Source organism: Novosphingobium sp. AAP1 (assembly GCF_001295765.1).
Lineage (GTDB): Bacteria > Pseudomonadota > Alphaproteobacteria > Sphingomonadales > Sphingomonadaceae > Novosphingobium > Novosphingobium capsulatum.
In genome coordinates, this window is record NZ_LJHO01000004.1 from 327155 (window position 1) to 341756 (window position 14602).

A 14602-nucleotide genomic window follows, 5' to 3' on the forward strand; every position below is an offset into this window, starting at 1 on the left:
GCAGAAACCCCGTCGGGCAACCGGCGGGGTTTTTGTTTGGCCCTGGTGTGTGAGTGTGTGTGTGTGCAGCGAAGCTGCTTGGATTTTTTCACACGAAGCCACGAAGACACGAAGAAAGGAAAGACTGGCGCAGCCAGAACGTCACCCTTCTTCCTTCGTGTCTTCGTGTCTTCGTGTGAAAAAGGTTACGTCGCCACATTCGATGCTCAAGACAGGGAAAGCTGGCCGAGAAGCAGAAGTGCGGACGAGAACCATGGCCGCATCGCGTTCCATGTTCACAAAAGAAAGGCCCGTTCCGGGCCGGCTTCCGGCGCTGCCAGGGCAGGAGCGGGGCACTGCAGCGCCGGGGGAGTGCCGGCCCGGAACGGGCACGCGGTTACGCGCTGCGTCCTGACAGCAACGCGGCCGCGTGTTGGGTGGCGTGGTAGAGGCCGTCCTGCCGGTCGGCCCGAACGAACCCCTGCAGCATGCCGGCAAAACCCTCGTTATCGGCCAGCAGGGCATGGCGCACCATGGCCGCCAGAGTTGCCTCGTCGGGCGTCATGGTAAGCTGGCACGGACGGTTGACGAGGAAGCGTTCGGGCCAGGTGCGGATCACCCGGCGCACCAGCGCATGGACCGCGGCGGCGGTCTCGATGCTGCGATAGCGTTGCGCCAGGTCGGGGATAGGGTCGCGCCCCGCGCGCTCGAACATGGCCGACAGGCGCATGGCCATGACCACGTGCAGGGCTGTCAGGGACAATGCCCGCACATCCTGGGGGCGGGCCAACGCGGCAATCGTGGCCGCGGCCGATGCAGTGGTCGAAGTGGACAAGAGCGGCACTCCTTTTTGAGAACGATTCGCAGCGTACGGCGGTGGCTCCGCGTCGTCAATGCGAATCATTCGCAAAAATGGCACGCTTGAGCGCAACAACAAACGCCGGCCACCCCAGGGGCAGCCGGCGTTTGCAAACATCGCGCGAAAAGATGTCAGGCCGTACGGAAGCCCTGCGTGATCGGATAGCGCCGATCGCGCCCGAAATTGCGCATGCCCAGCTTCACCCCCGGCGGGGCCTGGCGCCGCTTGTACTCGGCCAGGTGCAGCAGCCGCTCGATGCGCTCCACCGTGGCGCGCTCGAACCCTTCGGCGGTGATCTGCGATACGCTCTTTTCGTGCTCGACCAGGCCCAGCAGGATGGCATCGAGCACGTCATAGGGCGGCAGCGAATCCTCGTCCTTCTGGTCGGGGCGCAGTTCTGCGCTGGGTGGCTTGGTGATGATCCGCTCGGGCATCACCGGCCCGTCCGGTCCCATGCCGATGCGCGGGCGGTGTTCGTTGCGCCAGCGCGAGAGGGCAAAGACGGTGGTCTTGTAGGCGTCCTTGAGCGGATTGTAGCCGCCGTTCATGTCACCATAGATGGTGGCATAGCCCACGCTCATCTCGCTCTTGTTGCCGGTGGTGACCAGCATCGGCCCGAACTTGTTGGACAGGGCCATCAGCGTGGTGCCGCGGATGCGCGATTGCAGGTTCTCTTCGGTCAGGTCGGGCTCACGCCCGGCAAACAGGGGGCTGAGCATATCGGTAAAGCCGTCCACCGCCGGCGCGATCGGCACGGTATCGAGCCGCACGCCCAGCATCTGGGCACAGCCTGCGGCATCGTCCAGGCTTTCCTGGCTGGTATAGCGGCTGGGCAGCATCACGCACCACACCCGGTCGGCACCCAATGCATCGACCGCGATCGCGGCGCAGAGCGCCGAATCGATCCCGCCGGAAAGCCCGAGCAGCACGCCGGGAAAGCGGTTCTTGTTCACATAGTCGCGCAGCGCCATGACCATGGCGCAATAGATGTCTTCGGGATGCTCGGTCGGCTCGGCCACCTCGGCTGCCTGGCAGCGCCAGCGGTGGCTGTTGCCGGACGGCACCTTGTTCCACACCGTTTCGACCACGGCCTCTTCCCATTCGGGAAGCTGCGCCCACAGCGCGCCTTCCGGGCCGACGACGAAGCTGGCGCCATCGAATACCACCTCGTCCTGCCCGCCGACGCGGTTGACATAGGCGAGCGGAATGCCGGTATCGATCGCGCGGCGCTTCGCCACGCCATCGATGCGCAGCACGTCCTTGTCGATCTCGTAAGGGCTGCCGTTGACGCAGAGGAAGATTTCCGCGCCCAGCTGCGCCAGGTGGCGGCACACGTCGGGATGCCAGATATCCTCGCAGATCGGCAGGCCCAGAACGGCGCCGCGAAACGGCACCGGTTCGGGCAGCGGGCCGGGCAGGAACAGGCGCTTTTCGTCGAACGTGCCATAGTTGGGCAGCTCGTACTTGAAGCGCGTGGCCACGATCTTGCCGCCATCGAGCAGCGCCACGCCGTTGTGCAGCGCGCCGTCGCGCACGAACACCGATCCCACCAGCATCGCCGGGCCGCCATCGGCGGTGGCGCGCGCCAGCTGTTCCAGTTCCACCGCCGCACGTTCGATCAGCGCGGGTTTCAGGATCAGGTCTTCGGGCGGATAGCCGATCAGCTGCATTTCCGGAAAGACGATCAGGTCGCTGCGCGGGGCCTTTGCCCGCACCTCCAGCATCGCGGCGGCGTTGGCGGCAAGGTCGCCAACCCTTTGGTTGAGTTGTGCAAGCGTGATGATCAGTGTGTCGGCCATGGCCAGACCCTAGGCGGCATCAGCCATGGCGGGCAAGGGGGCTGTACCGTGGTGGGGCGCAAAACGGCCTGTTTGCGGCCCGTTCGGGACGCTGGGGCGTTGCAAAACTGTCATCTTGGGCTAAGGGCGGCGCGAGGATCAGGATCACCAAAGGACTCGAGGGAAACGCCATGAAGATCATGTCCGGCAACGGCAACCTGCCGCTGGCCCGCGCCATTGCGGCCTATCTGGAACTGCCGCTGACCGACGCCTCGGTGCGCCGCTTTGCCGACGAGGAAGTCTTCGTGGAAATCCACGAGAACGTGCGCGGCGAAGATGTCTTCCTAGTGCAGTCCACCAGCTATCCCGCCAACGACAACCTGCTCGAGCTGCTGATCTGCATCGACGCGCTGCGCCGCGCCTCGGCCAAGCGGATCACCGCCGTGGTGCCGTACTTCGGCTATGCCCGCCAGGACCGCAAGCCGGGTCCGCGCACGCCGATCTCGGCCAAGCTGGTGGCCAACCTGATTACCACGGCCGGGGCCGATCGCGTGCTCGCGGTCGATCTTCACGCCGGGCAGATCCAGGGCTTCTTCGATATCCCGACGGACAACCTGTTTGCCGCGCCGGTCATGGCCGCCGATATCCAGACCCGTTACGGCGGGCAGGAACTGATGGTTGTCTCGCCCGACGTGGGCGGCGTGGTGCGCGCCCGCGCCCTGGCCAAGCGGCTCGACAATGCGCCGCTGGCCATCGTCGACAAGCGCCGCGATCGTCCCGGCCAGTCCGAAGTGATGAACATCATCGGCGACGTGAAGGGCCGCATGTGCATCCTGATCGACGATATCATCGATTCGGGCGGCACGCTGTGCAACGCGGCGCAGGCCCTCATGGATGCCGGTGCGGCCGGGGTCGCGGCCTATATCACCCACGGCGTGCTGTCGGGCGCGGCTGTGGCCCGCGTCGGCAATTCGGCGCTCAAGGAACTGGTGATCACCGACACCATCCTGCCGACCGAAGCGACCAAGGACTGCGACAGCATCCGCATCCTGACCATCGCTCCGCTGATCGGCGAGGCGATCCGCCGCATTGCCGACGAAAGCTCGGTCTCCAGCCTGTTCGACTGATCCCGCGCGATCCGGTCCTGGGTATTACTGCCAGGGCCGGATGCCGCCCGGTGCAATCCGCTCGGTCATTTCCAGGCGGCGTGCCTGGCGGGTTTCCAGCGACAGCGTCATCAGCGGCTGCGCCAGATCGACGAACTGGCGTGGCGACATGCCGAACATCGCGGTAAATTCGCGGATCAGGTGGCTCTGGTCGTAATAGCGCAGCGCCAGGGTTTCCCCTTCGGCATCGTCGGCCACGCCGCGCAGGTGGCTCGCCATGTCGAGCGCGCGGGCCCGGCGCAGCACCTGCTTGGGCGTCATGCCGAAATCGCGCCGTACGATCCGCTCCAGCCGGCGCTGCTCGATCCCGCATTGCTGGGCAAATTCGCCCACGCCGATGGCGGGGTTGGCCAGCGCCGCCGCCTCGAACCGGGCGGAAACCGCATCGGGTTCTGCCGTGCCGCGCCAGGCGATCACGGCGCGCAGGGCCTCTTCCATCGCCTGGCACCAGTCTTCGGGCGAGGCGGCCGGATCGAACATCTCCAGCCAATGATCGGGGTTCAGGCCCAACTGGTCGATCGTGGCAAAGCGGTCGGTCAGTTCGGCCTCGGGCAGGCGGGCCAGAACGTGGGCCGCGCCCGGACGCAACACGGCGCCCACGCTGGTAAAGCTGCCGGTCACGCCCACGGCCATGCGCTTGGTATTGGGGCCAAACACCAGCGCCGCCCGGCCCAGCGCGCGCAAGCCATCGCGGGTCTGCGCTGTCCATTCCCCGCGCAGTTGCACGCGGATGCAGGCGGTATCGGCCAGTAGCCCGCATTGCAGGGCATGGCCCGCCGGGGCATCGACCACGGTGACATAGAAACGGCCGATCCACGGCGCCAGGTCGGGCGCTGGCGCGCGGTTGTAAGACAGTGGCTGCCCCTGGCGGGTGAATCCCGCGGCCGGCGCAATCGCCCGGTCCACAGCCGGCCTGATCTGGCGACTCATGCTTGCTTTGCCCCCTGAATGCCCTGCTTGCGCTCTTATCCGCCTTCCGCAAACCTCAAATGTTGCATCCTGCCCCTGTACTGCCGCCGTGCCGCACCGGGCCGGAGCAACGTTCTTGACCGCTTCGGCCCGATCGGCAAAGCACTGGGCCATGAAGCTCGATGACGACATTGCCCTGGCCCACCGCCTGGCCGACGCTGCTGGCGCCGCGATCCGCCCCTATTTTCGCAGTGTGACCGCTGAACGCAAGGGGGATGCCACGCCGGTGACCCTGGCAGACCGCGCGGCAGAAGAGGCGATGCGTACCATTCTGGCCGCTGAGCGCCCCGATGACACCGTCATCGGCGAGGAATTCGGCACGCGCGAGGGCACTTCGGGCCGCAGCTGGGTGCTCGATCCGATCGATGGCACGGCCGGCTTCCTCGCCGGGCGCGCGCTGTTCGGCACGCTGATCGCGCTCTTGGTCGATGGCTTTCCGGTGATGGGCGTGATCGACCAGCCGATTGCCAACGAACGCTGGCTGGGCGCCTCGGGCCGCGAAACTACGCTCAACGGCCAGCCGGTAAAGACCCGCCCCTGCCGCGAACTGGCCGAGGCGACGATCGCCACCACCGGGCCGCACTATTTCAGCCAGCATGAAGGCGATCACTTCATGGCGCTGGCCGGCCAGACCGATTACCGCCGCATGGTGATGGGTGGCGATTGCTACAACTATGCCATGCTCGCCACTGGCCAGCTCGACATCGTGTGCGAGGCGGGCCTCAAGCTGCACGATTGGGCCGCGCTGGTGCCAGTGGTCGAAGGGGCGGGCGGCACGATGTCCGATTGGAATGGCGATCCGCTGCATATCGGTTCGGAAGGCCACGTCCTTGCCTTGGGCGATCCGGCGCGCCTGGACGACGTGATCGAAGCGCTGGCCGCAGGGCACAGCCACCGGCACTGAACGGCTTCGGCCGCGTTGTGCCTGGCATGACGGCTGCTGCATCCACCATCGTGATCACGGGCGCGGGCGCCGGTATCGGCCGGGGCACCGCCTTGCACTTTGCCGCACTCGGCTGGCGCGTGGTCGCGCTTGATCGCGATGCCAAGGCGCTCAAGGAACTGGGGGCCATGCTGCCGCGCGGGCAGGGCTTGACGATCGCTTGCGACGTGGGCCGGGAAAAGCCCGTGGCCCGCGCCTTTGCCCGCATTGCCGCCTGGGCAGGCGATGGTATCGATTGCCTGGTCAACAACGCCGGCATCGCCGATCCCTATTGCGGCCCGCTGGAAGACCTGGCCCTGGCCGACTGGCAGCGCTGGATCGATGCTTCGCTCACCGCCGCGTTCCTGTGCAGCCGTGCCGCCCTGCCATTGCTGCAACGGCGCAGCGGCGCCAGCGTGGTCAACATCGCGTCAACGCGGGCCTTGCAGTCCGAACCCGATACATACGCCTATGCTGCGGCCAAGGGCGGCCTCTGCGCGCTCACCCATGCCATGGCGGTGGGGCTGGGGCCGAAGGTGCGGGTCAACGCCGTGCTGCCCGGCTGGATCGAGACCGGACCGTGGCAGCGTACCGACCTCGCTCGCGCGGCGGACCACCGCCCCATCGATGAAGCGCAGCATCCTGCCGGGCGCGTTGGCACGGTGCAGGACATTGCCACCACCATTGCCTGGCTCGCCAGCCCGGATGCCGGCTTCGTCACCGGGCAGCAGATCGTGGTGGACGGCGGCATGACCCGCAAGATGATCTACGCCGAATGATGGCGGCCGATTAGACACTTGTTCAATATCGTTGCTCATGCAACCTTGCCTGCCATCCCCCAACAAGAGGATGGTGCATGACAACGATAAAGAGCGTGGCGCTGGGAGCGGCCGCGCTGGTGGCGCTGGCAACCGGCAGCGCGCAGGCCAAGACCGTGGTGGTGCGCGCCGCGCACATGATCGACGTGCTGGCCGGCAAGCGGGTCGATGGCGCGCAAGTGGTGATCACCGATGGCCGTATCACGGCCGTTGGCAAGAGTGGCGATGCGGTGCCCGCCGGGGCCGAAGTGGTCGATCTGGGACAGCGCACGCTGCTGCCCGGCCTCATCGACATGCACGTGCACCTGACCGGCGATCCCACGCTCAGCGGCTATCGCGGGCTGGAGTTTACCGACAACCTGTCGACCGTGATCGGTGTCGCCAATGCCCGCAAGACGGTGGAAGCCGGCTTTACCACGGTGCGCAACGTCGGCTCGGCCAACTATGACGACGTCGCGCTCAAGCAGGGGATCGAATTGGGCTATGTGCCCGGGCCGCGCATCGTGCCAGCGACCTATGCCCTGGGTGCCACCGGCGGCCATTGCGATTCTACCGAATTTCCGCCCTCGATCACTGTGCCTTCGCCGCAGATCGCCAACACGCCCGAAGAGTTCCGCGCGCTGGTGCGCAAGGTGCGCAAGTATGGCGCGGAAGTGATCAAGATCTGCGCCACCGGCGGCGTCTTTTCCAAGACCGATTCGGTCGGCGCCCAGCAGATGAGCTTTGACGAACTCAAGGCCGTGGCCGACGAGGCCCACATGCTCGGCATGCGCGTCGCGGCCCATGCCCATGGCACCGCCGGCATCAACGACGCGCTGCGCGCCGGGATCGACACGATCGAGCACGCCAGCCTGGCCGACGAGGAAAGCTTCAAGCTGGCCAAGGCCAAGGGCGCCTGGCTCGACATGGATATCTACAACGACGACTATATCCTGGCCGAAGGCGAGAAGAACGGCGTCTTCCCGGAAAGCCTGGCCAAGGAAAAGATGATCGGCCGCAAGCAGCGCGAAACCTTCCGCGCCGCGCATGCTGCCGGGGTCAAGCTGCTGTTCGGCACCGATGGCGGCGTCTATCCCAACGGCTACAACGCGCGCCAGTTCGCGAAGATGGTGGAATGGGGCATGACCCCGATCGAGGCGATCCAGGCCGCCACCAAGAGCGCCGCCGAAGCGCTCGATCGCACGGCTGACGTGGGCGCCATTGCCACGGGCCGTTATGGCGATCTCATCGCCGTCGACGGCGATCCGCTGGCTGACGTGCGCACGCTGGAACACGTCGCTTTCGTGATGAAGGGTGGCGAGGTGGTGAAGGCCGCGCAGTAAGCAACAAGCCCTCCCCTAACCCCTCCCGCACGCGGGAGGGGGACTTGAAGGGGGCACCTCTACTCCCCTCCCGCGTGCGGGAGGGGCTGGGGGAGGGCATGTTCCCACCCGCCCCAAGCCGCGCTCACTCCTCCGCCGCCTGGCTGTTCAACTGGATATAGTTGTGGATGCCCATCTGCTTGATCAGGTCGAGCTGGGTTTCGAGCGTGTCGATATGCTCTTCCTCGCTTTCGAGGATCTTTTGCAGCAGATCGCGGCTGACATAGTCGCGCACCGTCTCGCAATGGGCGATGCCGTCTTTCAGCAGGGGCACCGCCTCGTATTCCAGGGCTAGGTCGGCCTTGAGCACTTCCTCCACCGACTCGCCCACTTTCAGACGGCCCAGCGCCTGGAAATTGGGCAACCCATCCAGGAACAGGATGCGATCGGCCAGGAGATCGGCGTGCTTCATCTCGTCAATCGATTCGTGCCGTTCGAAATCAGCGAGCTTCTTCACGCCCCAGTGCGAGAGCAGGCGATAGTGCAGCCAGTATTGGTTGATCGCGGTCAGTTCGTTGAACAGGGCCTTGTTCAGAAACTCGATGACCTTGGCATCGCCCTTCATGGCCGAACCTTCCTATGCCGTTGAACTGGAAGGCAGGGTAAGCGAGCGAGGGAGCCGGGGCAATGCGCAGTTGCGCCGCGCACCACGGTCCGCCTTATCACGCCATCGCGCAGGCGCGCTCGTCGGCCACCACGTCGTCGGCATCGTCCAGGCACTGTCGGCACTGTGCCTGGCAGCCCAGCGTTCCATAGAGCGCTTCGGCATCGCCGCGGGCGTGGCAACGGGCGGCCTGGCGCAGATCTTTCTCGCGGATGGCATTGCAGATGCAGATGTACATGGCGCTGAGTGCTTTCGCTCATGAGAACGATTCGCAAGGTAATGCGATTCATTCTCATGAGCAAGGGGTAAAGCGATCCTTGCCGCCGGTTGCGTAGCGTTCCGGGCACGCCTTGCAATGCGCATGGGCGCCCGCTACATGGGCGGCCAGCATCGAGAGTTGGGGGCGACGCCCCAACGCCAACCTGCCGGTTTCCGGGCAAGGTGGCGCTCCCTGACGGGAGGATGTGGCCGATCCGGCAACCAAGCGGAGCAAGCCCCAGGCGTCTTTCCCTCCTCTCGCGCTGTACAGGATTTGGCTGTGCAGGATTTGAAGGAAAGCTACGCCCGTGCCGATCAGGATCGCCGATAACCTCCCCGCCCGCCGCACGCTGGAAGCCGAAGGCGTGATCGTGATGGGCGAAACCGAGGCCGCGCGGCAGGATATCCGCCCCTTGCGCATCGCCCTGCTTAACTTGATGCCCGACAAGATCACCACCGAAACCCAGGTGGCGCGCCTGCTTGGCGCCACGCCGCTGCAGATCGAGCTGAAGCTGGTGCGCCTGTCGGGCCATGTCAGCAAGACCACCTCGGCCGGGCACCTTGCCGAGTTCTATTCGCCGTTTTCCGCCGTGCGCGAAGAGCGCTTCGATGGCCTGATCGTTACCGGCGCGCCGGTCGAAACCATGGACTATGGCGAGGTGACCTATTGGGACGAGTTGCGCCAGATTTTTGACTGGAGCCAGACCCACTGCCACCGCCTGCTGACGATCTGCTGGGGCGCAATGGCGGCGCTGGCGCATTTCCACGGCGTGCCCAAGCATGCCCTGGGCGCCAAGGCGCATGGCGTGTTCGATCACGTCAACCGCGCCCCGGCCAGCCCCTGGCTGCGCGGGATGTCTGATGTGGTGCCCGTGCCCGTCTCGCGCTGGAGCGAGATTCGCGCCGCAGATCTGCCCGCCGGCCTTGCCGTGCTGCTCGACAGTGAAGAGGTCGGGCCGTGCCTGGTCGATGATCCGGCCCATCGCGCCATCCACATGTTCAACCACCTGGAATACGATACGCTCACGCTCGATACCGAATATCGCCGCGATGGCGAACGGATCGTGCCGCGCCACTATTATCCGCACAACGACCCGGCCCAGCTGCCGCGCAACACCTGGCGCACGCATGGGCACCAGCTGTTCGGCAACTGGATCAACGAGGTCTATCAGACCACGCCGTTCAATCTGGACGATATCGGCTGACCTGTTGCCCCTCCGTCAGGCCTGCGGCCTGCCACCTCCCCGCCAAGCGGGGAGGACCTCCTCGATCCTCCCCACGCCGTGGGGAGGGGGACCGCCCGCGCAGCGGGTGGTGGGGGGGCAGTTCCCCACCCGCCCGAATCAAGTTGCCAAACCGGCCCACCCTCGTTAAGGGCCGCCCCTTCAATCCACGCGGATCTGCGTTCCTGCCTGGCCACATAGGGCTGCCACGGCAGGTACACCGCGTCGAACAAGGAGACGAAAATGCCCAAGCTCAAGACCAAGAGCGGTGTGAAGAAGCGCTTCAAGCTTACCGCTACGGGCAAGGTGAAGCACGGCGTGGCCGGCAAGCGCCACCGCCTGATCAGCCACAACGCCAAGTACATCCGCCAGAACCGCGGCACCGACGTGATCTCCGACGCTGACGCGCGGGTGATCAAGAAGTGGGCGCCCTACGGGCTGAACTGAGGAGGCTGATCCATGTCCCGTATCAAGCGCGGCACCACCACGCGTGCCAAGCATAAGCGTATTCTCGACCAGGCCAAGGGTTACCGCGGCCGTCGCAAGAACACGATCCGCGTTGCCCGCCAAGCCGTTGAAAAGGCTGGCCAGTACGCATACCGCGACCGCAAGGTCAAGAAGCGCACGTTCCGTGCTCTGTGGATCCAGCGCATCAACGCGGCCGTCCGCGCTGAAGGCCTGACCTATTCGCAGTTCATCCACGGCACCAAGCTTGCCGGCATCGAACTCGATCGCAAGGCCATGGCGGATCTCGCCATGAACGAAGGCGGCGTGTTCGCGGCCGTGATCGCCCAGGCCAAGGCTGCCCTTCCGGACGCCTGATCGCCTGATCGCGAGACAGCTTTTAAAGGCGCTCGTTCCGAAAGGAGCGGGCGCCTTTTGCTTTTGGGGGTTTCCGCGAACATGCCCTCCCCCCGCCCCCCTCCCGCAGGCGGGAGGGGGAGAGCAACCAGGCTCCCCTCCCGCTTGCGGGAGGGGTTGGGGGAGGGCATGTTGCCACTCCCCAACACACGCAACCCATCTTCCCTTCTGCCCCGCAAAGCGCTAGCGGCAGGCGCGATGGAACAGCTAGACCAACAGCAGGCCGAAACGCTCGGCGCCATTGCCGATGCCACCACGCTCGATGCGCTGGAGGCGATCCGCGTGTCAGCGCTCGGCAAGCAGGGCTGGGTTTCCGCCCTGCTCAAGACCATGGGCCAGTTGAGCCCGGAAGAGCGCCAGGCCAAGGGCCCGCAGATCCACGGCGCGCGCGAGGCGGTGACCACTGCGCTTGCTGCCCGCAAGGCTGCGCTGGAAAGCGCCGCGCTCGATGCGCGCCTGGCGGCCGAGGCGGTGGACCTGTCGCTGCCCGCGCCGGAAAGCCCGCGCGGCAGCGTCCACCCGGTCAGTCAGGTGATGGACGAACTGGCCGAAATCTTTGCCGACATGGGCTTTGCCGTGGCCAGCGGCCCGGAAATCGAAGACGATTGGCACAACTTCACCGCGCTCAACATGCCCGAAACGCATCCGGCGCGCGCGATGCACGATACGTTCTATTTCCCGGACAAGGACGGGGAAGGGCGCGACATGCTGCTGCGCACGCACACCTCGCCGGTGCAGATCCGTGCCATGCTGAAAGACGGTGCGCCCTTGCGCATCATCGCGCCAGGCCGCGTCTATCGCTCTGACAGCGACGCCACGCACACGCCGATGTTCCACCAGATCGAAGGCCTGGTGATCGACAAGGGCATTCACCTGGGCCACCTCAAGTGGACGCTGGAAACCTTCCTCAAGGCCTTCTTCGAGCGCGACGACATCGTCCTGCGCCTGCGCCCCAGCTATTTTCCGTTCACCGAACCCTCGGTGGAAGTGGACGTGGGCTATACCCTGGTGGGTGGCAAGCGCGTTGTTGGCGGCAGCGGCGATGCGCCGGGCGGCGGCTGGATGGAAGTGCTCGGCTCGGGCATGGTCAACCGCAAGGTGATCGAATTTGGCGGGCTCGATCCAGATGAATGGCAGGGCTTTGCCTTTGGCACCGGCGTCGATCGCCTGGCCATGCTCAAGTACGGCCTGGATGACCTGCGCGCCTTCTTCGATGGCGATGCCCGCTGGCTTGGCCACTATGGATTCGGGGCGCTCGACGTGCCCACCCTTTCGGGCGGCGTGGGAGTGAAGCCGTGAAGTTTTCCCTGTCATGGCTCAAGGCCCTGCTCGACACCCAGGCGAGCGCCACCGAGATTGCCGAAAAGCTCACCAGCCTGGGCCTGGAAATCGAAAGCGTGACCGACGCGTCGGCCGCGCTCAAGCAGTTCCGCGTCGCCCGCGTGCTGACGGCGGAAAAGCATCCGCAGGCCGACAAGCTCCAGGTGCTCAGCGTCGATCTGGGTGACGGCTCGCCGCTCCAGGTGGTTTGCGGCGCACCCAATGCGCGCGCGGGCCTGGTTGGCGTGCTCGGCCTGCCAGGCGCAGTCGTTCCGGCCAATGGCATGGAACTGCGCAAGAGCGCGATTCGCGGTGTCGAATCCAACGGCATGATGTGCTCCACCCGCGAACTGGGCCTGGGCGAGGAACACGACGGCATCATCGAACTGCCCGAAGACACCGCGCTGGGGCAATCGTTTGCCGACTATATCGGGTCTGACCCGGTGTTCGACGTGGCGATCACGCCCAACCGCCCCGATTGCATGGGCGTCTATGGCATTGCCCGCGATCTGGCGGCGGCCGGCATCGGCACGCTCCGCGCCATCGACGTGGCCCCGGTGGCCGGCACCGGACCGTGCCCGATCGACATCCGCATCGAGGATGCGGCCGGCTGCCCGGCATTCTATGGCCGCGTGATCAAGGGTGTGACCAACGGCGCCTCGCCGCAGTGGCTGCAGGACCGGCTCAAGGCTGCCGGCCAGCGCCCGATCTCGGCACTGGTGGACATCACAAATTACGTCATGCTCGGCTATGGCCGCCCGGCCCATGCCTATGACCTGGCCAAGCTGACCGGCGCCGTCACCGCCCGGCTGGCGCGCGAAGGCGAAACCGTCGTCGCGCTCAACGGCAAGGAATATGTGCTCCAGCCGTTCATGACCGTGATTGCCGACGACGCTGGCGTGCACGATATCGGCGGCATCATGGGCGGCGAGCATTCCGGCTGTTCGGAAGCGACCACCGATGTGCTGCTCGAAGTGGCCTATTTCGACCCGGCGCATATCGCCCGCACCGGGCAGGCGCTGGCGCTGGCCAGCGACGCACGCGGCCGGTTCGAGCGCGGGGTCGATCCTGCGTTCCTCGATACCGGCATGGACCTTTTGACCGCGCTGATCCTCGAGATCTGCGGCGGCCAGGCCAGTGAAGTGGTGCGCGTGGGCGTGGCCCCGGTGGCACAGCGCAGCCTGGCCTATGACCCGGCGCTGGCCGGGCAGCTTGGCGGCGTTGCCGTGGCCCAGGGCGAACAGAAGCGTATCCTCGCTGCCCTGGGCTTTGGCGTGGACGCGGACTGGACAGTCACCGTGCCGACCTGGCGCCCTGACATCGCCGGCGCGCCCGATCTGGTAGAGGAAGTGATCCGCGTGCACGGCCTCGATGCCGTGCCGTCCACCCCGCTGCCGCGCACCGATGGCGTGGCGCGGCCCACGGCCACGCCAGTGCAGATGCTCGAACGCCGCCTGCGCCGCGCGGCGGCCGCGCGTGGGCTGCATGAGGCGGTGACCTGGTCGTTCCTGCCCCCGGCCCAGGCCGAACACTTTGCCGATGGGCAATTCGTGTGGACGCTGGCCAATCCGATCTCGGAAGACTTGAAGGCGATGCGCCCCTCGCTGCTGCCCGGCTTGCTGGCGGCGGCACGGCGCAATTGCGATCGCGGCGCGTCCAGCGTGCGCCTGTTCGAGATCGGCCGCCGCTATCTGCGCGCCGACGATGGTAGCAGCGATGAACGCCTCAGCCTGGCCGTGGTCCTGGCCGGTGAGCGCACCGCGCGCGGCTGGGCCAGCGGCAAGGCGCAGCCGTTCGACGCGTTCGATGCCAAGGCCGAAGCCATGGCCCTGCTGGCCCAGGCCGGCGCTCCGGTGGAGAACCTGCAGGTGATGGGCGAGGCGGGCAGCCAGTTCCATCCCGGCCAGTCGGCCACGCTGCGCCTTGGCCCCAAGCAGGTTCTGGCGCGCTTTGGCATGATCCATCCCGCCACGGCCAAGGCCTTTGGCCTGGATGTGCCGGTTGCGGTGGTCGAACTGTTCCTCGATCGCGTGCCGGCCAAGAAGGCTGCGCCGGGCTTTGCCCGCCCGCACTTTGCTCCGCCTGCGCTCCAGGCCGTGACGCGCGACTTTGCGTTCCTGGTAGATGCCAAGGTGCCGGCGGGCGACGTGCTGCGTGCGGTCAAGGGCGCGGACAAGGCCAGCATTGTCGCTGCCCGCGTGTTCGACGATTTCCGCGGCCAGGGCGTTCCCGAAGGACAGCGCAGCCTGGCCATCGAGGTGACGCTGCAGCCAGGCGACAAGAGCTTTGACGAAGCCGCTCTCAAGGCGATTTCCGACAAGATCGTCGCCGCTGCGGCCAAGCAGGGCGGCGTTCTGCGCGGCTAGAGCAGCCTTTGGGCTTCGACAGGCTCAGCCCGAACGGGATTTCAGGTTTTGTCTGTGCCCGTTCGCCCTGAGCTTGTCGAAGGGCACTCGCGCAACGCCTGATCATACCGCACTTGCG

General features: G+C 66.2%; 14 protein-coding genes and 1 riboswitch. Of the genes, 9 read left to right on the forward strand and 5 right to left on the reverse strand.

Translation table 11 applies throughout. From position 1 onward, the window contains the following. Positions 1-376: 376 nt before the first annotated feature. A complete protein-coding gene (locus IP65_RS11185) occupies positions 377-823 on the reverse strand; it encodes a hypothetical protein (protein ID WP_156306539.1) in 447 nt (148 codons plus the stop codon). Between the two features lie 146 nt (positions 824-969). Then, a complete protein-coding gene (locus IP65_RS11190) occupies positions 970-2637 on the reverse strand; it encodes an NAD+ synthase (RefSeq protein ID WP_054131761.1) in 1668 nt (555 codons plus the stop codon). A 170-nt stretch (positions 2638-2807) separates the two neighbouring features. Here IP65_RS11190 and IP65_RS11195 point away from each other — a divergent pair, with 170 nt between their 5' ends. Further along, positions 2808-3743: a ribose-phosphate pyrophosphokinase gene (locus IP65_RS11195; protein ID WP_022676495.1), complete on the forward strand. Its 936-nt coding sequence runs from the start codon at positions 2808-2810 to the stop codon at positions 3741-3743. A gap of 24 nt (positions 3744-3767) precedes the next feature. Here the strand turns inward: IP65_RS11195 and IP65_RS11200 are convergent, their stop codons facing one another. Next, entirely contained in the window at positions 3768-4712 is a 945-nt protein-coding gene (locus IP65_RS11200; protein WP_054131762.1) for a helix-turn-helix domain-containing protein, read from the reverse strand. Between the two features lie 151 nt (positions 4713-4863). Here IP65_RS11200 and IP65_RS11205 point away from each other — a divergent pair, with 151 nt between their 5' ends. The 3 genes from IP65_RS11205 (at position 4864) to IP65_RS11215 (ending at position 7813) form a co-directional block, all read left to right on the forward strand. After that, the gene (locus IP65_RS11205) at positions 4864-5655 is read left to right on the forward strand and encodes an inositol monophosphatase family protein (protein WP_054131763.1); all 792 of its coding nucleotides are present in this window, start codon (positions 4864-4866) and stop codon (positions 5653-5655) included. A 26-nt stretch (positions 5656-5681) separates the two neighbouring features. After that, a complete protein-coding gene (locus IP65_RS11210) occupies positions 5682-6452 on the forward strand; it encodes an SDR family NAD(P)-dependent oxidoreductase (RefSeq protein ID WP_054131764.1) in 771 nt (256 codons plus the stop codon). A 77-nt stretch (positions 6453-6529) separates the two neighbouring features. Beyond that, positions 6530-7813, forward strand: a complete 1284-nt coding sequence (locus tag IP65_RS11215) for an amidohydrolase family protein (protein ID WP_022676499.1) — start codon at positions 6530-6532, stop codon at positions 7811-7813. Positions 7814-7937: 124 nt separating this feature from the next. On the opposite strand, the gene bfr is transcribed toward IP65_RS11215, so the two are convergent. Together bfr and IP65_RS11225 are read right to left on the reverse strand one after the other, a co-directional pair. After that, positions 7938-8417, reverse strand: coding sequence for a bacterioferritin (gene bfr, locus IP65_RS11220; RefSeq protein ID WP_054131765.1), 480 nt, complete (start codon positions 8415-8417; stop codon positions 7938-7940). A 97-nt stretch (positions 8418-8514) separates the two neighbouring features. Then, positions 8515-8694: a bacterioferritin-associated ferredoxin gene (locus IP65_RS11225; protein WP_022676501.1), complete on the reverse strand. Its 180-nt coding sequence runs from the start codon at positions 8692-8694 to the stop codon at positions 8515-8517. Between the two features lie 144 nt (positions 8695-8838). Then, a riboswitch (SAM-I-IV-variant riboswitch) is annotated at positions 8839-8950 on the forward strand. 72 nt (positions 8951-9022) lie between these two features. Between IP65_RS11225 and metA the strand changes: the two genes are divergently transcribed. The 5 genes from metA (at position 9023) to pheT (ending at position 14484) form a co-directional block, all read left to right on the forward strand. Beyond that, positions 9023-9919 (forward strand): homoserine O-succinyltransferase, encoded by an 897-nt coding sequence (gene metA / locus IP65_RS11230; RefSeq protein ID WP_054131766.1) that lies wholly within the window; start codon positions 9023-9025, stop codon positions 9917-9919. A 261-nt stretch (positions 9920-10180) separates the two neighbouring features. Then, positions 10181-10384, forward strand: a complete 204-nt coding sequence (gene rpmI, locus IP65_RS11235; RefSeq protein ID WP_054131767.1) for a 50S ribosomal protein L35 — start codon at positions 10181-10183, stop codon at positions 10382-10384. A gap of 12 nt (positions 10385-10396) precedes the next feature. Beyond that, positions 10397-10759 (forward strand): 50S ribosomal protein L20, encoded by a 363-nt coding sequence (gene rplT, locus IP65_RS11240; RefSeq protein WP_054131768.1) that lies wholly within the window; start codon positions 10397-10399, stop codon positions 10757-10759. A gap of 237 nt (positions 10760-10996) precedes the next feature. Next, positions 10997-12097 carry a phenylalanine--tRNA ligase subunit alpha gene (pheS, locus tag IP65_RS11245; protein ID WP_054131769.1) on the forward strand — a complete coding sequence of 367 codons (1101 nt, stop codon included), beginning with the start codon at positions 10997-10999 and terminating at the stop codon, positions 12095-12097. Then, positions 12094-14484, forward strand: coding sequence for a phenylalanine--tRNA ligase subunit beta (gene pheT, locus IP65_RS11250; protein WP_054131770.1), 2391 nt, complete (start codon positions 12094-12096; stop codon positions 14482-14484). Before pheS ends, pheT begins: the two co-directional genes overlap by 4 nt. The last annotated feature ends 118 nt before the right edge of the window (positions 14485-14602 follow it).